At 41.4% G+C, this 23,779-nt stretch carries 18 protein-coding genes; 9 read left to right on the top strand and 9 right to left on the bottom strand.

The annotated features are described in order from the left end of the window. The first annotated feature begins 65 nt into the window (after nucleotides 1-65). A complete protein-coding gene (locus tag IWX76_RS16435; RefSeq protein ID WP_334642108.1) occupies nucleotides 66-2,045 on the top strand; it encodes an alpha-L-arabinofuranosidase C-terminal domain-containing protein in 1,980 nt (659 codons plus the stop codon). 71 nt (nucleotides 2,046-2,116) lie between these two features. Here IWX76_RS16435 and IWX76_RS16430 read toward each other — a convergent pair whose 3' ends face one another. The 5 genes from IWX76_RS16430 to IWX76_RS16410 form a co-directional block, all read right to left on the bottom strand. Next, on the bottom strand, nucleotides 2,117-3,802 hold the full coding sequence (locus IWX76_RS16430) for a sodium:solute symporter family transporter (protein WP_196861111.1): 1,686 nt from the start codon (nucleotides 3,800-3,802) through the stop codon (nucleotides 2,117-2,119). A 33-nt stretch (nucleotides 3,803-3,835) separates the two neighbouring features. Beyond that, on the bottom strand, nucleotides 3,836-5,341 hold the full coding sequence (gene araA / locus IWX76_RS16425; protein WP_196861110.1) for an L-arabinose isomerase: 1,506 nt from the start codon (nucleotides 5,339-5,341) through the stop codon (nucleotides 3,836-3,838). 9 nt (nucleotides 5,342-5,350) lie between these two features. Beyond that, nucleotides 5,351-6,049, bottom strand: a complete 699-nt coding sequence (locus IWX76_RS16420) for an L-ribulose-5-phosphate 4-epimerase (RefSeq protein ID WP_196861109.1) — start codon at nucleotides 6,047-6,049, stop codon at nucleotides 5,351-5,353. 4 nt (nucleotides 6,050-6,053) lie between these two features. After that, the gene (locus IWX76_RS16415) at nucleotides 6,054-7,721 is read right to left on the bottom strand and encodes a ribulokinase (RefSeq protein WP_196861108.1); all 1,668 of its coding nucleotides are present in this window, start codon (nucleotides 7,719-7,721) and stop codon (nucleotides 6,054-6,056) included. A gap of 84 nt (nucleotides 7,722-7,805) precedes the next feature. Continuing rightward, on the bottom strand, nucleotides 7,806-8,510 hold the full coding sequence (locus IWX76_RS16410) for an NUDIX hydrolase (RefSeq protein WP_196861107.1): 705 nt from the start codon (nucleotides 8,508-8,510) through the stop codon (nucleotides 7,806-7,808). Between the two features lie 135 nt (nucleotides 8,511-8,645). Here IWX76_RS16410 and IWX76_RS16405 point away from each other — a divergent pair, with 135 nt between their 5' ends. From IWX76_RS16405 to cobA, 3 genes are all read left to right on the top strand, one after another. Further along, nucleotides 8,646-9,824, top strand: coding sequence for an aldose epimerase family protein (locus IWX76_RS16405; protein WP_334642106.1), 1,179 nt, complete (start codon nucleotides 8,646-8,648; stop codon nucleotides 9,822-9,824). Nucleotides 9,825-10,007: 183 nt separating this feature from the next. After that, nucleotides 10,008-10,691 carry a Crp/Fnr family transcriptional regulator gene (locus IWX76_RS16400; protein WP_196861106.1) on the top strand — a complete coding sequence of 228 codons (684 nt, stop codon included), beginning with the start codon at nucleotides 10,008-10,010 and terminating at the stop codon, nucleotides 10,689-10,691. Between the two features lie 143 nt (nucleotides 10,692-10,834). Next, on the top strand, nucleotides 10,835-11,578 hold the full coding sequence (gene cobA / locus IWX76_RS16395; RefSeq protein ID WP_196861105.1) for a uroporphyrinogen-III C-methyltransferase: 744 nt from the start codon (nucleotides 10,835-10,837) through the stop codon (nucleotides 11,576-11,578). Nucleotides 11,579-11,677: 99 nt separating this feature from the next. Here cobA and IWX76_RS16390 read toward each other — a convergent pair whose 3' ends face one another. Beyond that, nucleotides 11,678-12,271: a GIN domain-containing protein gene (locus IWX76_RS16390; RefSeq protein ID WP_196861104.1), complete on the bottom strand. Its 594-nt coding sequence runs from the start codon at nucleotides 12,269-12,271 to the stop codon at nucleotides 11,678-11,680. Between the two features lie 689 nt (nucleotides 12,272-12,960). Here IWX76_RS16390 and IWX76_RS16385 point away from each other — a divergent pair. Beyond that, nucleotides 12,961-13,959 carry a glycoside hydrolase family 5 protein gene (locus IWX76_RS16385; protein WP_334642104.1) on the top strand — a complete coding sequence of 333 codons (999 nt, stop codon included), beginning with the start codon at nucleotides 12,961-12,963 and terminating at the stop codon, nucleotides 13,957-13,959. A 3-nt stretch (nucleotides 13,960-13,962) separates the two neighbouring features. On the opposite strand, the gene IWX76_RS16380 is transcribed toward IWX76_RS16385, so the two are convergent. Then, the gene (locus IWX76_RS16380) at nucleotides 13,963-14,838 is read right to left on the bottom strand and encodes an AraC family transcriptional regulator (RefSeq protein ID WP_196861103.1); all 876 of its coding nucleotides are present in this window, start codon (nucleotides 14,836-14,838) and stop codon (nucleotides 13,963-13,965) included. A gap of 163 nt (nucleotides 14,839-15,001) precedes the next feature. On the opposite strand from IWX76_RS16380, the gene IWX76_RS16375 reads away from it, so the two are divergent. From IWX76_RS16375 to IWX76_RS16365, 3 genes are read left to right on the top strand one after another with little or no spacing between them, the layout of a single operon-like run. Continuing rightward, a complete protein-coding gene (locus tag IWX76_RS16375; RefSeq protein WP_196861102.1) occupies nucleotides 15,002-16,828 on the top strand; it encodes a sodium:solute symporter family protein in 1,827 nt (608 codons plus the stop codon). Nucleotides 16,829-16,843: 15 nt separating this feature from the next. Continuing rightward, nucleotides 16,844-18,016: a glycoside hydrolase family 130 protein gene (locus tag IWX76_RS16370; RefSeq protein WP_196861101.1), complete on the top strand. Its 1,173-nt coding sequence runs from the start codon at nucleotides 16,844-16,846 to the stop codon at nucleotides 18,014-18,016. 9 nt (nucleotides 18,017-18,025) lie between these two features. Then, nucleotides 18,026-19,231 (top strand): AGE family epimerase/isomerase, encoded by a 1,206-nt coding sequence (locus IWX76_RS16365; RefSeq protein ID WP_442952261.1) that lies wholly within the window; start codon nucleotides 18,026-18,028, stop codon nucleotides 19,229-19,231. Here IWX76_RS16365 and IWX76_RS16360 read toward each other — a convergent pair. Next, complete coding sequence (locus tag IWX76_RS16360; protein ID WP_196861099.1) at nucleotides 19,211-20,512, bottom strand: hemolysin family protein; 1,302 nt, start codon at nucleotides 20,510-20,512, stop codon at nucleotides 19,211-19,213. The genes IWX76_RS16365 and IWX76_RS16360 overlap by 21 nt on opposite strands. Before the next feature lie 188 nt (nucleotides 20,513-20,700). On the opposite strand from IWX76_RS16360, the gene IWX76_RS16355 reads away from it, so the two are divergent. After that, complete coding sequence (locus IWX76_RS16355) at nucleotides 20,701-23,382, top strand: PAS domain S-box protein (protein ID WP_196861098.1); 2,682 nt, start codon at nucleotides 20,701-20,703, stop codon at nucleotides 23,380-23,382. Between the two features lie 39 nt (nucleotides 23,383-23,421). Here the strand turns inward: IWX76_RS16355 and IWX76_RS16350 are convergent, their stop codons facing one another. Then, the gene (locus IWX76_RS16350) at nucleotides 23,422-23,769 is read right to left on the bottom strand and encodes a hypothetical protein (RefSeq protein ID WP_196861097.1); all 348 of its coding nucleotides are present in this window, start codon (nucleotides 23,767-23,769) and stop codon (nucleotides 23,422-23,424) included. Nucleotides 23,770-23,779: the final 10 nt, after the last annotated feature.

The raw sequence follows: 23,779 nt of genomic DNA, 5'->3' as shown, positions 1-23,779 counted from the left end.
GTTATTTATAAATCAGATGTTACCATGAAACGAATTATTAGGACTACTTAGGAAAAAAAATGAAAATGAAACAAATTACACTAACAATAATCGCCCTACTGGTTTTTACGCAGGTTAAGGTAATGGCACAAAAAGCAACGACAATAGATGTCAATCCCGATAAACTGATTGCTGCAGTACAACCCGAAATGTGGGGTGTTTTCTTTGAAGATATTAATATGGGTGCTGATGGTGGTATCTATGCCGAATTAATCAAAAACCGGTCTTTTGAGTTTTATAAACCCTTAATGGGGTGGGCCAGGAATGGAAAGAAATATCAGGAGGGTGACCTCCTGGTGCTTAACCGTAATGATAGCAAAGAAAAGAATCCAAGATATTTGCGTGTGACGTCAAGAGGCAACACACAGGAAGACCTGAATTTAACAAACGAAGGCTTCAGAGGCATAGGGGTTAAAAAAGGCTTAAATTATGATTTCTCTGTGCTTTACAGACAAACAGGTGCTCAGGTGAAACTTCATGTGGAGCTGATTGATTCAACTGGAAAGGTGATCGGATCAGGCGTGGTTAATCCCGTAAATAGTAGTAACAAATGGAATAAGGGAACAGTAAGTTTTAAGGCCGATGAAACGGTGTTAAAAGCAAAGTTCCGCATGTGGTTTGAAGGTTCAGGCCAAATTGACCTCGATATGATGTCCTTATTTCCAGGCGATACCTGGAAAAATAGAAAGGGAGGCCTTCGTGCCGATATGGTACAGATGCTTGCAGATATGAAGCCAGGTTTTGTCCGTTTTCCTGGTGGCTGTATTGTAGAAGGTCATGATCTTTCCTCCCGTTACCAATGGAAAAAAACCGTAGGTCCTTTCGAAGACCGCGAATTATTGATTAATCGGTGGAATACAGAGTTTGCGCATAGACCAACGCCAGATTATTACCAGACTTTTGGTTTAGGATTTTTTGAGTATTTTCAAATGGCAGAAGACATTGGGGCAGAAGCTTTACCTATTCTAAATTGCGGAATGGCCTGTCAATTTAACACTGCTGAATTAGTAGAACTGGAAGATCTTGGTCCATATATTCAGGATGCGCTTGATTTAATAGAATTTGCTAATGGAAGTGTAGAAACCCCATGGGGGAAAGTCCGTGCAGATATGGGCCACCCAGCGCCTTTCAACTTGAAAAAAATGGGTATAGGAAATGAAAACTGGGGTCCACAATACCTGGAGCGCCTCGCTCTTTTCACTGAAGCTTTAAAAGCAAAACATCCCGAAATTAAACTTGTTGCCAGCTCAGGAACAGATCCTGTAGGCGAACGTTTCGATCTGTTAAATAACGCTTTACGAAAAGCAAATACGGATATCATTGATGAACACTATTACCGTTCGCCAAAATGGTTCCTTGAAAATGCTAACCGTTATGACAATTACGACCGAAATGGTTCTAAAGTGTTTGCCGGGGAATATGCAGCACATAGCGCGGGTGTTACCAAAGGCAACCGAAGCAATTGGGAATGTGCACTTGCTGAAGCAGCATTTTTGACCGGTATAGAAAGAAATGCAGCCGTTGTCAATATGGCTTCTTATGCACCTTTGTTTGCTCATGCCGATGGCTGGCAATGGACACCTGATTTAATATGGGTGGATAACCTAAATGTATATGGTACACCTAGTTATTATGTGCAAAAATTGTATTCACTAAATAAGGGTACCAATGTCATCAGCATACTAGAAGACAATAAAATCATTTCCGGACAGGATAGCGTGTATGCTTCCGCAGTGATCGACCAGGCAACACAAGAAATGATTATTAAAATCATCAATGTTTCAAGCGCTGAAAAGACCCGTGATATTAATGTGCAGGGTGGTAAAAAATTGGCTTCCAAAGGTTCAATGACCCTATTAAGCAGTTCGACCATAAACGCAGAAAACTCTTTTGAAAATGCAATCAATGTAAGTCCTAAGCAAAGTAATTTATCGGTAAAAGGCAACCGTATTCCACTTCGTTTAAAGCCTTATTCATTCACCATGATACGGATTGGATTGAAGTAATTAATAAAAAAGGCTACAGCATCATTCGACGCTGTAGCCTTTTTTATGCTACCACAACTTAACGTATGCGGCTACCAGAACTTAACGTATAAGGCCGCAATGATTAAGAGTGTAATAATAATCAATACCACTGTAGATGGTTTAACCTTAAACATCTCTGCATCCAATTCAAAAGCTTTTGGATTCACTTTAGGACCACCAAAACTTATCGCAATCATGATTAACATGGTAAAGGCGAATGATAATCCCATACAAATGTGGAAAGGAATTTCATAACCACCATTCCCATTCGGATAAGCTGTATATAGGAACGTGTCATGCCCCATTAAAGCAGGTGCAAATTCATTAAAGAATACTGAAAGCAGGAAGCCGGCAATTACACCTACTATAGCTGCCAAACCAGTGGTTCGCTTCCAGAACATACCCAAAAAGAACATGGCAAATACACCCGGACTAATAAAACCGGTATATTTCTGGATGTAAGTAAAACCACCCACGCCACCAATACCTAATAAATCGTTCCAGGTAAACATTACTGCTAATACCAGGGCAAGGAAAACTGTTAAACGGCCAATGAGTACCAGGTCGCGCTGTTCTGCATTCTGCTTAAAGTATTTAGAATAGATATCCAGGGTAAAAATAGTTGAAACACTATTTACCTTCCCAGCCAGGGAAGCCACAATAGCTGCCGTCAATGCTGCGATAGACAAACCTTTTAGTCCTGTTGGCAAGAAAGTAAGTACAGCAGAATAAGCACCATCTTTTCCCCCAACCAATTGAGGTAAGTGCCCGTTTTCATAAAGCACGAAAGCCGCAATACCTGGTAACATTACGATTAATGGCATGAACAACTTTAAGATACCGGCAAATAAAATACCGGTACGTGCGGTGTGTAAATCTGCACCCAGTGCACGTTGCGTAATGTATTGATTACAGCCCCAATAGTTAAGGTTAATAATCCAGATCCCCGCAGCATAAGAAGCCAGTCCGGGAAAGGTAAGGTATTTGCTAATCTCCGTCTGGGTAGAGGTTTCCGTTGGTTTAGGAATAATCATTTTAAAATGCTCCGGTGCCTGTTCCATTAATACCTTAAAACCGGCAATTGCATCTGCACCTACACCAAACTTTTCACCCACCACCGTTAAAGCAATATAGGTAGTCACTAAACCACCAAATATTAAAATAGCTACCTGAATCACATCTGTATAGGCTACTACCTTCATTCCACCTAAGGAAATCACCAGGGCAAATACAGCGAGACCAATCATAATCAAATGCAGGTAATCCCCGCCAGTCAATCCGTTTATCGCTACGGCTCCCAAATAAAGGATGGATGTCAGGTTCACAAAAATGTAAAGAAAAAGCCAAAATACGGCCATGATCAGGGCTACCGACTCATTATATCGGGTCTTGAGAAACTGAGGCATGGTGTAAATCTTGTTCTTTAAGTACACTGGAATAAACCACACCGCCACAATAATCAGGGCGATGGCGGCAATCCATTCGTAGGCCGCCACGGCAATACCCAGGAAGAAACCTTCACCACTCATGCCGATAAATTGCTCGGCACTAATATTCGATGCGATAAGGGAGGCGCCAATGGCCCACCACGTTAAGGTGCCTTCCGCCAGGAAGAATGCTTTAGCATCGTGTTCGTCCTTTTTCCTCTTTCTATAAATAGAATATCCATAGGTGGACACGATGATGAAGTACAAGAGTATGACTACATAATCGGTAGTAGCTAAATTATTGCTCATATAGTTTAGTATTTGGTTTAGGTTAATTTAGAACTAATGTTTATTATTTTGGTAATAAGCTTCATTCCATTGCAGCTCGTTACGGAACTGGTTAATTTTGGTATCGTTGTCTATGGTTACATATTCTATTCCTGCAATGTTCGCAAAATCACTTAAATGTTCGGCTGTTAGGTTTTGGCTGTAGCAGGTATGGTGGGCACCACCAGCATAAATCCAGGCGGCACATCCGTTTTTCATATCCGGCTGCGGTTTCCACATCACGCGGGCAACAGGTAATTTAGGCAGTTTGGGTGTAGCTTCCACACCATCAACCATGTTCACTAATAGACGGAATCTATTGCCCATGTCAATGACAGATGCATTTAAGGCTGGTCCAGATGCCGCATTGAAAACCAAACGTACCGGATCAGCTTTGCCGCCAATTCCTAAAGGGTGGATCTCACAACGTATCGGTCCACTGGCAATCGCTTCATCAACTTCCAGCATGTGCGATCCTAAAACAAAGGAGTTGCCAGGCTCAAAATGATAGGTATAATCTTCCATAAAAGCATTGCCACCGACTAAACCAGTTCCCATTACTTTCATCGTGCGTACCAAAGCAGCTGTTTTCCAATCGCCTTCACCCGCAAAACCATAACCTGCATTCATCAGGCGCTGTACCGCGATACCTGGCAATTGCAACATGCCATGTAAATCCTCAAATGTATCCGTAAAACCTTTAAAATTACCTGCTTCCAGAAAGTTGCGTAAGCCGAGTTCAATTTTTGCTGCTTCTCTTAAGGATTGGTGCTGGCTTCCACCCACCCGCAGGGTTTCTGCCATTAGGTATTGGTCGTTATATTCCTTTACCAATTGGTCTACTTCGCTGTCCAGACTTTGGTTAATCACCTGTACCAGGTCACCAATGCCGTAGGTGTTTACCGAATAACCAAACTTGATTTCCGCTTCTACTTTGTCACCTTCGGTTACCGCAACATTTCTCATGTTATCACCAAAACGGGCAAATTTAGCGCCCTGCATATCATGCCAGCCTGCTGCAGCACGGATCCATGTGTTTAAGCTCTCGCGAACCTGTGGGTCTTCCCAATGTCCGGCAATTACTTTTCTATTCATGCGCATTCTTGACATGATGAAACCAAACTCCCGGTCGCCATGTGCACTCTGGTTAAGGTTCATGAAATCCATATCCATGGTGCTCCATGGAATGTCGCGGTTAAACTGCGTATGTAAATGTGCCATTGGTTTTTGTAAAATCTTTAAACCATTGATCCACATCTTTGCTGGCGAAAAAGTATGCATCCAGGTAATTACCCCAATGCAATTTGCAGTAACATTGGCATCCTGAAATACCTGGTAAATTTCTTCTGCTGTTTTCACTACCGGTTTAAACACAATTCTCACCGGGATAGCTGGCGAGTCATTCAAGGCTTGTGCAATTTGTGTAGAATGTTCTGCAACACTTCTTAAGGTTTCTTCGCCATACAAATGCTGGCTACCGGTAATAAACCAGGCTTCTAGTTGTTTTAGGTCTGTTGTCATAGTTGAGTTTTATTGTCCGTAGTAAGCGTTCTTACCGTGTTTTCTTTCGTAATGTTTATTAATCAGGGCGTCTTTCATTGGCAAAACTGCAGGCTGCACCTGTTCGGTTAACAATGCCATTTTTGCCAGTTCTTCTAATACCGCACTGTTGTAAACCGCTTTTTCAGCTGTTTTTCCCCAGGTAAAAGGCGCATGGTTGCCCACTAGAATCATTTCCATTTCCTGGTAACTTAAATTCAATTCTTTAAGGTGTTCTATTATTTGAAAGCCGGTTTCATATTCATAATTTCCGGCAATTTTATCATCGCTCATGGGTGGGGCACAGGGGATATTTGCTGTCGTATGATCTGCATGTGTCGTCCCATATAAAGGGATCGCCCGTAAAGCTTGTGCCCAGGCTGTTCCATAAGTAGAATGCGTATGCACAATGCCACCAACTTCTGCCCAGTTTTTGTATAATACAGCATGAGTTAAGGTGTCTGACGATGGTCTCATATTACCTTCCACCGTTTTTCCGTCGAAATCAACAATAACCATGTTGTCTACGGTTAATTGTTTGTAAGGAACACCACTAGGTTTAATGGCGAAAACACCTTGATTATGGTCTGCTGCACTGGCATTACCGAAAGTAAAAAGCACCAGCCCAAGCTCCGGAAGTTCCATGTTGGCTTTATAAGCCTGTTCTTTAATATCCTGATAGGTTTTCATGATCTTAGTTTTCTTCAATGTATTTACCCAGCGAGCTATACAGTGGATAGCGTTGCTCATAAAAGGCTACGTTTTCTGGTACTGGCAAGTATTCTGCATCAAAGCCGCTACCCATGCCAGCCATAGCTTCTTCTACCGTAGGGTATATGTCTGCCACCACAGAGGCAAACATCGCTGCACCCAGGGCACAAGTATGTTCAAACTGGTGAATACGGATCGGCATGTTTAACACATCGGCCATCATCTGCATAATATAAGGCGATTTCTTAGCCACACCACCAATACCAATGAGTCCTTTTACAGGAATGCCTTGCGCTATAAAACGGTTTACAATATTCTTTGCGCCAAAACAGGTTGCTTCTGCCAATGCCCTGAACAGGCGAGGGGCGTCGCTACCTAAATCAAGGTTCAAAAAGGCACCTTTCAGCTCCTGGTTGGCATCTGGTGTCCGCCTGCCATTAAACCAGTCGATAGCCACTTCGTCATCCAGCTGCTGAGGTAACAATGCTGCTTTTTTACTTAGTGTAGGTATAATTTTACTTAAAATTTCTTCTTTCAATGCTGCGGCAGTAGGAGCATCAATAATGGCCGACTCTTCCAGCAGCTGATTTAACGGCCAGGCCAGAATTTGCTTAAACCAGGCATAAGTATCGCCAAAGGCAGATTGCCCGGCTTCTAGTCCAACCATTCCCGGAATCACCGAACCATTCACTTGTCCGCAAATTCCTTTAATCAGCTTACCATGAATGTCTGTGGTGGGTGCCACCAGAATATCGCAGGTAGAAGTGCCCATCACCTTGCTCAGGTAATAGGGTTCTATCTGTCCGCCTACCGCGCCCATATGTGCATCAAAAGCACCGACACCAATTTTCACTTCTGTGCTTAAGCCTAATTTCTCTGCCCATTCCGCACTTAAGTTTCCAGCCGATACATCAGACGTATAGGTTTCAGTAAATAGCCTTGACGTAAAGCCATCCAGAATGGGGTCCAAAGAACTAAAGAATTCATTAGGTGGTAATCCACCAAATTCCTCTGCCCATAAGGCTTTATGTCCCGCCGCACAGCGGCTACGTTTCATGGTTTCAATATGTGTAGCACCGGTTAGCAGAAAAGGAATCCAGTCGCAGTGTTCTACCCAGGAGTAACAAGCCTCACGCACCTGCTCATCTTCCCGCAATACATGCAGTAACTTTGCCCAATACCACTCAGAGGAGTAAATGCCGCCACAATACTGCAGGTAGTTATGTGTTTGCGTAGCTGCATGTGCATTAATCTGCGCCGCTTCTTTAACCGCTGTATGGTCTTTCCATAACACGAACATGGCATTAGGGTTGGCTTCAAATTCAGGAAGAAGTGCTAAGGGAATACCAGCTTCGTTTACCGCAACAGGGGTAGAGCCGGTGGTATCAACGGCAATGGCCTTAATGTCGTTAGCATCAATACCAGGTGCTTTGGCCAGGCAATCTTTTATGGTTGCGGTAAGCCCTTCTATATAATCAAGGGGATGTTGCCTAAACTGGTTGTTTGCGGAGTCACAGTAGTGCCCTTTTCCCCATCGGGGATAGTTAAAAACCGAAGAAGCAACTTCTTCTCCATTCCGGGTGTTGACGAGTACCGACCTCACTGAATCGGAGCCGTAATCTATTCCAATAACATATTGACCTTTTTCCATAAAACAAATAAACGTCTAATTAACGTTTATTTGTTTATTAAAAGAAATATTTTAAGGTTTTTTATGTAATTGATCCGATACAAATTATTTTATTTTGCTCGTCTTCGGTATAAAGCTCAACAAGTTAGGGAAATTTGTTTTATATTTTTTCCTATCCAATTTAAAATAGAAAGCTCCTTTTTTAGAATTAGATTTGTCTTTTTCTGCAAGTTTTATTAGTAATCCGGCTGCGGTTAGTTTTCTAATAAAGTTCCGGTTGTCAATCTGAATATTATAAATGCCTTCATATAGATTCTGAACTTGTGGAATCGTAAATTTCTTTGGCAGTAATTCAAAAAGAAGAGGGTTATGTGCTGCTTTATTTCTGATATAGGTTTTTGCCGTTTCCACCATGTGGTCGTGGTCAAATATTAATGCCGGTTTTTCTTTAATAGGAAACCATTCTGCATGGAATTGCTCATTCAGCTGTTTTTCGTACTTATGTATATCGATTAATGCAAAATAAGCGATGGATACGGTTCGTTCCACCGGGTCGCGGTCAGGGCCCCCAAAGGCATGGAGTTGTTCCAGGTAAACGCCGCTCAAGCCGGTAAGTGAGGTAAGGATATGTTGTGCAGCCTCATCAATTCCTTCGCCTTGTTTCACAAATCCACCCATTAAACTCCATTTGTCTTTTTCTGGTTCAAACCCTCTTTTGATCAATAGAATTTTCAGTATTTCTCCGTCAAAACCAAATATGATACAATCTACTGCAATAAGCATCTTGTGTTGTTCTGTATACCCTGTCATTTATGTAGCTACTAATCCCGTATCGTTAATGGTCATGTGGAAACCATCAAATTTAGCATTAATTATTAATTGTTAATTCGACGTTTAATATAATTTTTCTAAATTAGTTCAAAATTAACCAAATAAACATTCGTTATGAATAAAGACCTTAAAATAATACTTTTAATGATGGCTTCCGTTGGTGTCTTTACAGGCTGTAACCAGACAGCGAAGACAGGTGATGGAGAAGCCAAAAATGCTGTTGAGATGAAACAAGCTGTACTTCCCCAGGTAGAGGGCTTTAACCGTCAGGTGGATGGTAAAGAAACCAAACTTTTTGTACTTAAAAATGCTAATGGCTCCCAAGCGGCTATCACCAATTACGGTGGTCGTATTGTTTCGCTCATGGTTAAAAATAACCAGGATCAACTTGTTGATGTGGTATTGGGCCACGATAGCTTAGCCGGTTACCAAACCAAGGATGAATCCTTCTACGGCGCCCTGGTTGGTCGTTATGCAAACCGCATTGCCAAGGGAAAATTTACCCTCGATAACAAAGAATATAACCTGCAGGTTAACGACGGCCAGAACACCTTACATGGTGGGGTTGATGGTTTTTATGATAAAGTATGGGATGCTAAACAAGTCAATGACCATACGCTGGAGTTATCTTACCTGGCCAAAGATGGCGAAGCGGGTTACCCGGGTAATTTAAACGTGAAAGTGGTCTATGATTTAACGGCAGCCAATGAGTTGAAAATAAGTTATCATGCCACTACCGATAAACCAACAGTATTAAATTTAACTAACCATGCCTATTTTAACCTAAGCGGTGCCGGCGACACGATTATTACCGATCACATGCTAACCATCCATGCAGCTGCTTATACACCTGTAGATGCTACTTTGATCCCAACTGGCAAACTGGAGCCGGTAAGTGGTACACCGTTCGACTTTAACAAACCTATGCTGATTGGTGCCCGCATTAATGAAGACCATGAGCAACTGAAAAGAGGCGGTGGTTACGACCATAACTTTGTACTGAGCGATGCTAAAGGCTTGCGCCTGGCGGCAACATTACATAGTCCTAAATCAGGAATATACATGGATGTATTAACTGAGGAGCCTGGGGTACAGTTTTACAGTGGTAATTTTATGACAGGAAAAACGGCAGATGGTAAAGGTGGTCAACGCTATGGCTACCGCTCGGCCATATGCTTAGAAACACAACACTTTCCAGATTCTCCTAATCAAAAAAACTTTCCCTCTACAGTATTAAGGCCAGGGCAGGATTATAAGTCTGTTACGGTGTACAAGTTCTATACTGCTAAATAGCCAAAAATATTTCAAGTAAAAGCCACTCCCCGGAGTGGCTTTTTTGTTTAATTTCACCCCTGATCGCTTCATTACCTATAAAAAACAATAAAATACAATGAAACCATCAGGGCAAACTTTATATATCGTTATCAATATTGCTCCTGATCGCTTCATCACCTATAAAAAACCAATAAATATATAATGAAAAAAAGCCCAAGTTGTGATATGCGAAGCTGCCTCATGTGCCGCATGACCCTAACGGAATGGAAGCCAGTTATTGCAGCGCACAAGAAAAACTTTGTGGTTAAACGCGGAGAGCAAATTATTGCAGAAGGCGACCCGGTTAACGGCGTATTTTTTGTTACCTCAGGAAACGTAAAAGTTCATAAAAAATGGGGCGATAAAGAGCTGATCCTTCGTTTTGCTAATGCAGGCAAGATCTTTGGCCACCGCGGTTTGGGAAGTGATAGTGGCGTATATCCTATATCAGCCACAGCACTTGAAAAAACCGAGCTGTGTTTTATTCCGCTTGACTTCTTTAAAACCACCCTAAAGGTAAATGCCGATTTTATGTATAACCTGCTCTTATTTTATGCAGAAGAACTGCAAAGCTCAGAGCGGAAAATGCGTAACCTGGCACTAATGCCAGTTAAAAACCGTCTGGCAGTGGCCTTAATCAATTTGCAGGTGCAATTCGGATTAGACGAACATGGGTTTATCAATGTAGAACTAAGTAGGCAGGACTTAGCGGCTTATGCCGGAGCTACTTATGAAACTGTATTTCGAACATTAAATGATATTGTGTCAGAAAATCTTATTTTAATTAAGGGGAAGAATATACAAATCACCAACGAAGCAGGTTTGGAGCTGCTTACTCATGGGTAATACTTTGGTTGTTCTGATTTATGTCGTTTATTTTGTGTTTTTTGTTTATTTATTTCCTATTAAATATGATTTAAGATATATTTTTTAGTAAATATGTCATATATATTACTGATTTTTGAAATAACAGAATAAATACAAGTGTTATGTCGGAGAAAACAGAAGATAATGGCTTATTCGTGATGGGCGGTGGGCCTGGTGATCCTGAATTAATCACTTTAAAAGCATATCATGTATTAAAACGTGCTGATGTTATACTTTACGACAACTTAATAAATCGCGAGCTGCTCGATCTTGCGCCAGCGCATTGTGAAATGGTCTACGTAGGGAAGCAGCCTTATGGAACTTATACACCACAGGAATCCATTCATGAATTAATCAAACAATATACCAATAGTCATCAAGTGGTGGTCCGTTTAAAGGGTGGGGATCCATTTATCTTTGGAAGAGGTTTTGAGGAAGTTCTTTTTGCAAGGAAACAGGGTATCCAAACCCATTACATTCCCGGCATCAGCAGCATGCAGGCCAGTGGTTTTAGTGATATTCCATTAACCCATCGTGGGGTAAGTGAAAGTATGTGGGTCATTACCGGCACTAAAAAGGATGGTAGTCTTTCCCGCGATCTGCGATGTGCCATCCAGAGTGCTGCAACGGTGGTCATTTATATGGGCATGAAAAAACTTGATGAAATTTCAGAAATTTATCAGCAGTCTGCCCTAGGTGAAATGCCTGCAGCTATCATCATGCACGCCTCTCTTCCCCAGCAAAAGAAAGTCATTTGTGCCGTAAAAGACCTGAAGTCGGCTTCAGCAGCTGCAGGCCTTACTTATCCCGCCATGATTATTATAGGGAAAGTGGTTGGTCTGGATCAAGATCCTTCGGCTGTTTAACCATAAATGCCAATTTCTAGAATAGATTTTTCTATCAAAAAGTTATATAACAAAAAAGGCTGTTCGCAAGAACAGCCTCCACCTAAACCTAACCTAACCCTATTTCTTGTTGATGGCAAATTCGATAAATTCTAATACGGTTTTATCATCTTTTCCGGGTGCTATTGCAAACCTGCAGCCCTTAGTAGCCGCGCTGCTGGCGTAATGTTCGTCACTTTTGCCGCTCAGGTTTAAGCTTGCTTCCCCGCTGATGTCAGTATTAACACTGACTACATTAACATCGATATCTGCTTTAGCCTGGTCTTTTAAAGCAATGCTAAAACTTAACAAGTCGAATTTACCATAGGTTTTAACTGTACTTTGATCGGCAACTGAAAGTGCAGACAGATTCTTAACGCGGGCCACCACAGTTAATTTTTCTTTACCAAAAGAACTGATGCGCAATTGTCCTTGTTCATGTTGTACCAATGCGTTACTGGCATAGTAGTCGTTATACACTTTCACACTTTCTTCCGTATCCTGAATCAAGATCAATTCCACGTTTCCGGAAAGGGAAATTTTATTGATGTTTTTAATGGACGATAATACAGTGCTTTTTGTTGGCGAAACATCAGCTTTTGCAGCAATGGTACTTCCTAATAATACAGTGGCGGTGATGCCGGCAGCGATAAGGTTTTTAATAGTTGTTTTCATGATTTCTAATTTTTTGAGGGTTATAACGGTTATGTTTTTTTCTTAAATCTTTGATAATAAGACGTGAGCATGGCCGATACGTTTCAGCAGAAAACGGGCTATTAGACAAGGGCAGGGGGCCAAACGACCAAAGTCTGTAAACACTCGACCAACAGGAAAAAAATTTGTAGAATAGGAACCAGCACGCCGTTTCAGCAGAAAACAAGGTGAATGATTGTTTGCGTTTAAGAAAAGCTACAGATTGCTTTTGGATTGTTGGGGGGTCTCTAGGGGGTTGCTTCGCCCTCTCGTCGCCCTTGCTTCGCCCTCTTGTCGCCCACAGACGAAGCGACCCCCTAGAGATGCCTAAGCAAAGGTTAATAAAGGGACAGGTGGTTATTTGCTACTTATCAGTTGATGTAGCCTTTATTTAGGAATAATAATACTGCTTGTATTAACCATTCCGGAAGAAGAGAATAAAGGACATGCTCCTACATTAGCCAAATCGGGTACTAAACCTTTTAAAGCGGGTTATCATAAAGGGAACTGAAGTGTCGATAGATTTGCCAACTGGAATATTATTGTTAAAATGCCCGAATATAATTACCTTACTTTTTGGATTAAGGGGGGCTTTAGTTTACTCCTTACCGGCGATGCGGGAGGGGGTTACGGCAACTCAGACTGGTTTTATATCTGCTAAATTGATATTGATGAAGTATACTAAAAAAGTATTCTGTATAATGTTCCTGGTTTTGCTGATTGCTGGCTCATTTGATACTACTGCTCAGGAGAAAAAAAATGCAGTAGCCTTACACGGTGCATTGAAGGTAAAAGATGGACAGATTGTGAATGCACATGATGAGGCACCTCAACTTAGGGGAATCAGTTTATCATGGAGCATTTGGGGCGGACGTAAATATTATAACCGGGAGGTGGTAAAGTGGTTAAAGGATGATTTTAATATTAACCTGCTGAGGGTGGCCATGGCTATAGAACCCGACAGTGGTTACCTAAAGGACCCTAAAGGGCAGGAGCAGTTGATTGTGAAAACGATTGATGCGGCCATCAAAGAAAACATCTATGTGCTGATCGATTGGCATGACCACCATGCAGACCGGAACTTACCGCAGGCAAAGGCATTTTTTAGCAAGATGGCCAAAAAATATGCGGGGAAACCACATGTCATTTATGAAATCTGGAATGAGCCGGAAAAAATAGAATGGCAGGTGATTAAAGATTATGTGCAGGAGGTAATAGCGGAGATTCGTAAATATGATAAAGAAAACCTTATTGTAGTGGGAAGTCCGTCATGGGACCAACATGTTGATGTAGCGGCAAAAGATCCTATACATGGTTTTAAAAATATAGCTTATTCTTTTCACTTTTATGCTTCTCAGCCTAGTCACCAGGAAGGGTTAATGGCAAAAGCCGACGAAGCGATTAGCCTTGGGCTACCTTTATTTGTCACCGAATGGGGTGTAGGTGAAGCCAATGGCGACGGGGTTTTTGACCGGGAGAAAACTGCCAAATGGATGAACTGGATGGAAAAGAATAAGTTGAGTTGGGTAAACTGGAATGTTACGGATAAACAGGAGACCACTGGCTTGTTAAAAACGGGAGCGGCGGCAAAGGGTAGCTGGCCTATCACTGATTTATCGCCGGCAGGGCTGTATATCAGGACGGAACTTAGAAAGCTGAACCCGCATTAGGGGTTAAATAAAAACCCTTGTTCCAGAGAAATTTTCCCTAAATTCCTTTGGCGTACAGTTCTTCTTTTTCTTGAAAAACCTGTTGAAATTGGAGATGTTATTGAAGCCGCAATTGAAGGAAACTTCGGCAATGGAATGTGTGGTTTCTATCAGCATCCTGGTGGCATGACCCAGCCTGATCTCGTTAAGGCTGTCGATAAAGGTGTTGCCTGTGCGTCGTTTAATAAAACGGCTGAAGGAAACTTCAGTCATGTTTACCAGTTTAGCCAGGTCTTTTAAGGATACCGGTTTGTTGAAATTGGCATTCATATATTCAAAAGCTTTATCAATGCGGCGGCTGTTGTAGTTTAATGCCTGATCGTTGTTAAAGGTAGCATCTGATAAAACCCGCGTGGACTTGGCAGTTGATAGCTGATGTAAAATGCTCATTAACTCAAGTACAGAATCAAATCCCTGCATCTGGTCTATGGCGAGTAATCTTTTGTATACAAGTTGGGCAGTTTCCTGCGGAAATAGAATGCCTTTGGTAGATCGGTCAAACATCCTTCGGATAAAACTAAGCTGGTTTCTTTTAAGGATTTTTTCATCAAAAAAGTCCTTATGCCATTGGATGGTCACCTCTTTGATTTCTTCACTTTTACAATTATGGGTAAGCCACACATGAGAAAGGTTAGGGCCTACCAACACCAGTTCCATGTCTTCAATTTCTTCCACATTATCACCTACAATTCTTTTCGCACCTTTTGCATTGATGATCAGGTTGAGTTCGTATTCTTCATGAAAATGAAGCGGGAAGTTAAATTCTTTCTTCACCCTGGAAAAAATAGTGAAGCAGTCATTTTGCGTTAAAGGCGTGATCTCTTTGGTAATGTTGTTCATTGTGAAGGTGAGGTATAAATGGTTAGGATAAATGTAATTAATTAAAAGCAATAGTTATTCGCTATGAATTAGTTAAAATAGTATTACGATACTGTGAAATTGATCTATAATTTAGTTGAAATAAATAGCCTTATTAGGCTAAGTCATGACTACCCCACCAAATATGAATTTACAACTTATTGACATCTCCATTCTCCTGTTGTACCTGGCCGTCATGATTTTTATCGGCTTATGGTATCGCAAAAAAGCAAAGCAAAATAATGAAAGTTACCTTTTAGGGGGAAAGTCCTTACCCTGGTATAAATTGGGATTAAGTGATGCTTCGGATATGTTTGATATCAGTGGTACGATGTGGATGGTGGCATTATGTTTTGTTTATGGTTTAAAAAGTATTTGGATCCCATGGTTATGGCCTGTTTTTAACCAGGTGTTTATGATGATGTTTCTGAGCAAGTGGCTGCGGCGGAGTAATGCCACTACTGGGGCAGAATGGTTGCAAACCAGGTTTGGCTTAACTGGTAAAGGGGTAACCCCCTCACACCTGGTGGTGATTGCTTTTGCGCTCCTCAGTTGTTTTGGTTTCCTGGCGTATGGGTTTATCGGACTGGGGAAGTTCATGGAAATTTTTATCCCATGGGAAATTGTAAAAGGCTATGTCCCTGTTGATATTCCTGTGGCTTATGTTCCTCATTTTTATGGGATCATTTTTACGCTTTTTGCCATGTTTTATTCAATTCTTGGTGGTTTGCACAGTATCGTGTTAGGCGATATGATTAAATACGGGATTATGATTGTGGCCTGTATTGCCATTGCGATAATTGCCATGACCAACCTGAAGGGCCAGCAGTTGAATGTACCGGCCGGCTGGGATAACCCATTTTTTGGATGGAGGCTGGATCTGGACTGGACTACCCTGGCGGCAGATGCAAATAAAAAGATTGCAGATGATGGTTTTAGTCTGTTTAGCTTATTTTTCGGTATGATGCTCATGAAAGGCGTTTTTGCATCTCTTGCCGGACCGGCACCAAATTACGACATGCAAAAAGTGTTGAGTACGCGGAGTCCGAAAGAAGCAAGTAAAATGACGGGTTTCGTGAGCATCATATTGTTGCCCATCAGGTATTCCATGGTGATTGGCCTTACGGTATTAGCGTTGTTGCATTATGATCAATTGTATTTGAAAGGGCCAGACGGGGTGACCGATTTTGAAAGGATCTTGCCAGCCACCATCAATAAATTTCTGCCTACAGGCATTCTGGGTATAGTGCTTACCGGTTTGTTAGGGGCTTTTATGGGAACTTTTAGTGGAACATTAAATGCCGCTCAGGCTTATATCATTAATGATATCTATTTGAAATATATCAACCCTAAAGCCAACACAAAGCGAATTATGTCTATGAATTACCTTGTTGGGGTACTGGTGGTTTTTATCGGCATCGGACTTGGGTTTTTTGCGACTAACGTAAATGATATTCTGCAATGGATTGTTGGAGGTCTATATGGGGGTTATGTAGCTGCAAACTGTTTAAAATGGTATTGGTGGCGTTTTAATGCCAATGGTTTTTTTTGGGGAATGGCAGTGGGGATTGTTGCAGCCTTGCTGATGCCCTATGTGACTACAGGATTGCCTCTATACTGGTGGCCGGTCTTGTTTTTACTATCCTTAGGCGGTTGCTTAGTGGGCACCTATGCAGCTCCACCTACAGATGAAGACGTATTAAAATCATTTTATAAAACAGTAAGACCATGGGGTTTCTGGCAACCGGTACATGCCTTGGTGGTTGCGGAAGATCCTTCGTTCCAGGCAAATAAGCGGTTTAAATTAGACATGTTCAACGTTGTGTTGGGTATTATCGGGCAATTATGCCTCACCATTTTACCTATGTATTTTATTTTAAGTATGCATACCCCACTCTGGATTACGCTGATGATACTCACGGTAATCGTTGTTATCCTGAAAAGAACCTGGTGGAATAAATTAGAAGACTAAGTATATTTTTTAATCATGAGAGATTTTAACTTAAGGAAACAAGAGATGCTGAGTGCCCACGAAGCCTTATTGTCTAGGCAAAATAAAGAAATAGAGGTGAGTAATGGTGTTTTCAAACGCTACCAAAATCCCGTTGTTACTGCTGCACATACGCCATTAGCCTGGCGTTATGATTTCCATCCGGAGCATAATCCATATTTAATGGAGCGGATTGGTATAAATGCAGCTTTTAATGCAGGGGCTATTAAGCTACATGGGAAGTACTTGTTGGTGGTAAGGGTAGAGGGAGTGGATCGTAAGTCATTCTTTGCCATAGCTGAAAGTCCGAATGGCATTGATCACTTTAAATTTTGGGATAGTCCGGTGGTATTACCAGAAACCTCGGATCCGGATGTGAACGTGTATGACATGCGTTTGGTTGCACATGAGGACGGCTGGATTTATGGGTTATTTTGTACGGAAAGAAAAGATCCTGCTGCCCCGGCGCACGACCAGACGATGGCCATTGCACAGTGTGGTATTGTACGAACAAAGGACCTGAAAACCTGGGAGCGGCTGGCTGATTTACAAACAAATTCGCCCCAACAGCGGAACGTAGTGTTACATCCGGAGTTTGTAGATGGGCAATATGCATTTTACACCAGGCCTCAGGATGGTTTTATTGAATCGGGAACGGGTGGAGGTATTGGTTATGGCCGTTGTGAAAGTATGGAACAAGCAGTTATTACGGAAGAGACACTGGTTGACAATAAAAGATACCATACTGTATATGAGGCGAAAAACGGATTAGGTCCGGAGCCATTGAAAACCATGCATGGCTGGTTACACCTGGCCCATGGCGTGAGGTATACAGCGGCTGGGTTACGCTATGTATTGTATCTATTTATGACCGACTTAGATAACCTGACGCAGGTTACTTATAAACCTGCAGGTTATTTTCTGTCGCCGGTAGGGGAGGAAAGAATTGGTGATGTGTCTAATGTGGTTTTTTGCAACGGATGGATACAAGATGATGATGGAAAAGTTTATATTTATTATGCTTCTTCAGATACCAGGATGCATGTAGCAACCAGTACCCTGGAGCAGCTGATTGATTATGTGATGCACACACCCGCTGATGGGTTTAAGTCGGCTAGTTCTGTACAGCACATTATAAACAACCTGACAAAAAACAAAGAACTGATATAACCTATGGAGGTGAACGGGCGGTTATCCACCTATGCTGCAGAACTGCGGCTGGAGTTGGGAAATATTCTTGATTATTGGACGCAGCACACGGTTGATGAAATACATGGTGGGTTTGTAGGCCGAATAACGGGGGAGAACCAGGTTGAATTGCGTGCAGATAAAGGCGCGGTGTTAAATGCCAGGATCTTATGGGCTTTTTCTGCTGCCTTTAATGCAAAGGCCACGGAGGATTTAAGCCTGGCCGACCGGGCTTACCATTATATGGCGGATCATTTTATAGATAAAGACTTTGGTGGCGTGTATTGGAGTGTAGACCATTTGGGTAAGCCAAAGGATACAAAAAAACAAATATACGCGGTAGCCTTTACCATTTATGCCCTTACAGAGTACTTCATGGCCTCGGGATTGGAATTGGCGAAGGAGCATGCGGTGGCTTTATACCACGACCTGGTGAAGTATAGTCATGATCGGGAAAATGGTGGTTATGATGAAGCTTTTAATCGGGAATGGGTAGTACTTGATGATTTACGGCTTAGCCATAAGGATGCAAATGAGAGAAAAACGATGAATACTCATTTGCACATCCTGGAGGCCTATACAAACCTTTACCGGGTTTGGCCTGATGAGGATTTAAAGGTACTGCTACAGGAGTTGATTCATGATTTTAAATGGTGTATACTGGATCCGCAAACAAAACACCTGGGCTTATTCTTTGACGAATTCTGGGTGAGGAAATCTTCGCTTGTTTCTTATGGACATGATATTGAAGCCTCCTGGTTGTTACAGGAGGCAGCAGAGGTAACTGCAGACAGGGCGTTGATTAACGAGATAAAAGAAATAGCTGTTCAACTGGCAGAGGCTGCACTGGAGGGTATTGGGGGCGACGGCGCGTTGTGGTATGAACGTGAGCCAGATAGGCAGCAGCTGACGAAGGAGAAACACTGGTGGGTACAGGCAGAGGCCATGATTGGGTTTTTTAATGCCTGGGAACAAACCGGAGCAGAACGTTTTTTAACGGCCTCATTAAATACCTGGGATTATGTGAAAGTGCAACTATTGGATGATGTGCATGGAGAATGGTTCTGGGGTCGCGATGAACTGGGCGCGATAATGGCAGGGGAAGATAAAGTGGGGATGTGGAAATGCCCTTACCATAACAGCAGGGCATGTATCGAACTCCTTAGGCGAATAGACTTAAAAAATATCGATGATTGATGGTGTTTCTACAATTGACATTAAAAGTTTGTCAATCCTTACCCCATCCATGTCCACGATTTCAAAGCGGTAGCCTTCCACTTCTATAAAATCACCCGCATGAGGGATCGCTTTTAAGTGATCCATCATAAATCCGGCAACGGTAGAATAATGGTTAATATTTTCTTGTATCACCTGTAGGGAGAAATATTGGTTCAATTCAAAAACGGGGGTACGTCCATTAATTAGGTAAGTGCCGTCTTCTCTTTTAACAATGTGTTGTTCATCGATTTCGTCTTCATCAGGCAGGTTGCCAACGATGGCTTCAATGAGGTCGTGTAAGGTAATGATACCACGCACACTTCCAAATTCGTCAACTACAACACCCAGGTATTGCTTTTTATCTTTAAATAAGTTTAGGATCTTAAACGCCGGCATGCTTTGGATGACATAAATTGGTCGCACCAAAATCTGATCCAAGTGAAAGCTCGGCAGGTTAATGTTTTCTAAAACATCTTTGATGGTTACCACGCCTCTGGGTTTGTCGATGATCTGATCTGCGACGATGAACTTGGAATGGCCACTTTCCTTGATTTTGTCAAAAAGCACTTCTTTGGGCCAGTTGTAATCGATCCATTCGACTTCAGAACGGTGTGTCATTAACGACTTCGCTGTTTGATCGGTAAATGAAAAGAGGTTTTGCATGGTCTGGCTTTCCTCATTTTCCAACACGCCTTGTTTCCCTGCAGTTTTGAGGATAAACCTTAACTCTTCTTCACTTACTCTTTCTTCTTCGTTTTCTTTAATGCCGAAGATTCGAAGAATCAATTTGGTGGAACCAGAAAGTAATTTTACAAAGGGAAAAGTGGCAAGGGTAAATACACGAATGATGGGTACAGTAAACAGGGCGATATTCTCCGCATTGTTCATGGCAATGGTTTTTGGCACCAGTTCGCCCACAACAATGGTAAAATAGGTGATTCCACCAATAACCAGCACAAGAGATACCGTGTGAACATAAGGACCTAAAAAAGTAAAGCGGGAAAGCACAGCCACCATATCATCAGTTAGGGCTGCCCCACCATAGGCACCAGAAACGATACCAATGAGGGTAATACCAACCTGTACAGAGGAAAGAAAGTTTTCGGGGTTTTCAAGTAAGGTAAGGATGCTTTTAGCACGGCTGCTTCCTTGAGCGGCAAGGTGTTCTATGCGGCCTTTTTTGACTGATACCAGGGCGATTTCAGACAAGGCAAAAAAGCCGTTTAATAATGTTAAAATAAAGATGATAAGTATTTCCAAGGCTTCAGTTGCTAATAACCACAAAGATAATCTATTTATGCAACATCAGTTATGGGATAATCGGCTTAGCTGTTTTGAAGTTAATTGCTTTTACATGTGGTGAAAATTAAGTTTTAGCTTTTTTATTAATATACTTTTTATTTGATAAATAAAATTATCTTTAGTTAATAAAAATAGAAAACTAGCTTATGATAAGCACTAAAGAATTCCAGGAGATATTTAAAGTGTGGCCTACGGCAGGTTTAATTTTACTACCTAATTGCCCAAAATTCACCGTTGTTGCGGTTAATGATGCTTATCTAGACTTAACTGATTTTTCGGAAGAAGCGTTAGTTGGAAAAAGTTTTACAGGTACTGCATCTCCTTGTCAGTATTTAAATTGGGAAAAATCAATATTAAAAGTACTTAATACTAAGGCTACCAACAAAATTGTTACAAAATATGTGGAGATGTCTAGTGTTCCTGTTTTAAATAAACAGAATGAGGTGGACTATATTGTCTGCTCTTTTATCATGTTGAAAAATCGCCAGGATTATCAAGACAAGTATGATGTAGATATTGAGGAATGGAGAAGAGTTGAGCAAATGGAGGTGGTCAACAAACAATATCAATCGATCCTGGAAAATATTGATGGTGTATTATGGGAGTTGGATTTAGAAACGCAGGAGTTGACTTTAACCAATGAAAAGCGTAAGCCCGTTTTGGGATATTCCATGGAGGATTGGCAGTCGGGACCAGATTTCTGGAAAAGACATCTTCATCCTTCTGACCGGGAATTGGTCACGGGATATCTGGGTATGCGGAAGCATAAAAATGATAAATTCAACTTTGAGTGCAGAATGGCGAGAGCTGATGGGAGGTATGTGTGGTTAAAGAATTTCGTAACAGTAATTTCAAATGAGGAGAAACCTGTATTGCTGCGGGCCTTAATGGTTGATATTTCAGAAAACAAACGATTAAATGATTTTGAGTATTTTGAGAAAAAAATATTAAAGCTTAATGCTAAAAAGGGATCAAAAGTCCAGCAAATTTTAATGGCCTACCTGCTTGGTCTGGAAGAAATACTTCCTGATTTCAAATGTACCATTCATCAGGTTAAACATAACCGCATCTTTAACTGGGCTGCACCATCCTTACCACACACTTATGTAAATGCCATGAATGGTTTATTGCTTAGCAAATGTGTTGGTTCATGCGGCGCATCGGCTTTTTTAAGGCAAGCCGTTATTGTGCATGACATTAAATACGATTTGAGGTGGGCGAAATCAAGGGAAGTAGCCCTGGCAACAAACTTGAGGGCCTGCTGGTCATATCCAGTGATGGATGCAGATGGCACTGTGGTGGCTACTTTAGGTTTTTATGCCAGCGAGCCTAAGTCGCCAGGTAGTCATGAAGAACTAATTATTCAACGTGCACATGCATTTTTAAAAGTTATTTTGGAAAGCCGCATATACTCAGGTCATCTGGAGGAAAATGTAGCGCTTTTAAAAGAGGGGCAGCACTTAGCAAAGTTTGGAAATTGGTCTTGGGATACCCAAAGAGATGAATTGACCTGGTCTGACTGCCTTTTTGAAATTTATGGATTGGATAAGAATAAGGCTATAATAACCTTTGAAAGTTACCTGAATTTTCTTCACCATGAAGACAAGGAAAGGGTATCGGCAATTATGGGCGGCGTATTAAGTACAAAAAAAGGTGTTGAGTACGAAGAACGAATTGTTCGTCCAGATGGAGAGGTGAGGCATTTAAAATCCTGGTGTAAATTAAAGCTTGATGAAAATGGCACTGTAATAAGTCTTTTTGGTGCGAGTTTGGATATTACCGAGAGTAAAAAGACAGAGCAGAGCTTGTTAGCCAATGAAGCGAAACTACGTGATTTAGCTGATTCACAAACTAATTTCGTGATGAGGATAGATTTGAAAGGCAAATACACTTATTGTAATAAAAAATATGAAGAAGTGTTTGGCTGGAGTGCTGAAGGAGATAGCCTTATTGGCTGTAAAAGTTTGAGAACAGTGTTTCCGCATCATTTAAAACAAGCATTTAATGTAGGAGAACAATGTTTGATGCAGCCAGAAAAGGTATATCAGGTTGAGCTTGATAAAATTGCTTCAGATGGAAGTGTGATTCACACGCTATGGGATTTTGTTTGCCTGACTGATAAATTAGGTGGCCCAAGAGAAATTCAAGGGATAGGGATCGATATTACAGATTGGAAACTGAAGAAAGATGGTGCGCTGCGGGAAATTTCTGAACGGGAAATCACTGCGTCTAAACAGCAGGTGATGAACGAACGTTATCATGAACTGTTTCAGCATAGTCCACAACCCATGTGGGTCTATGAAGTAGATACCTTGAGGTTTATCGATGTAAATGAAGCCGCAATTAAATGTTACGGGTATAGCCGTGAAGAGTTTTTGTCAGCTAATACGGCAATGATTAAACTTGCCGAAGATATGCACCGTTATTTAAAGGTGATGGAGTCGGCAAATCTGGAAAAGAACATGGTATTTCAGGGAGTATTCAGGCAGCAGCATAAAAATGGGGAAGTCCTTCATATGGATATTCGAAGCAATCCGATGTCATTTAATGAAAAAGAAACTTACCTGGTGCTGGCAAGTGATATTACTGATCGGTTAAACCATTTTGAGGATATCGAGAAGCAAAATGAAAAGCTGAAAGAAATTGCATGGATGCAATCTCATGTGGTTCGTGCGCCTTTAACGCGGATGATGAGCCTGATTGATTTGTTGAAGAAAGAGGAAACTACCAATTCAGATAATAATCGGCTATTTGATTACCTGTTAAGTTCAGCTTTAGAATTGGATGAAATTGTAAAAGATATCTCTGTTAAAACGCCAAAAGTGTAGGAAACATCATGCCATCAATTGATGACATGATGTTATTAATTAGCTGAATAATTCCTGTAGATCGCGGTCTGCAGTAGGTATCTTTTTTAAAAAGTCATCAAACCCTGTTCCTTCCTGGGAGCTGTACATGCCATAGGCATCAATAATATAACCAATCTGGCCTTTTTTATCCTCTAGCAAGTAAAGAACAGCATTATCACCAGGATCAGAATCACCTTCGAAACGATATGTTTTTATGATGGTTAAATCTTCTGGGGTGTAAATTTGATTGTTGATAGATCCTTGCATTTTGCCATGATCAGTCATTTTTATTTCATTATCGAGCCCTTTTTGCCTCAATTTTTCCATGATCTGGCTTAGGGTATTCATTTCTACTGGACGTTCCATAAAGATTTTG

Source organism: Pedobacter sp. CAN_A7 (assembly GCF_015752175.1).
Classification (GTDB): Bacteria; Bacteroidota; Bacteroidia; order Sphingobacteriales; family Sphingobacteriaceae; genus Pedobacter.
This window is presented reverse-complemented; position numbering and strand designations above follow the sequence as displayed.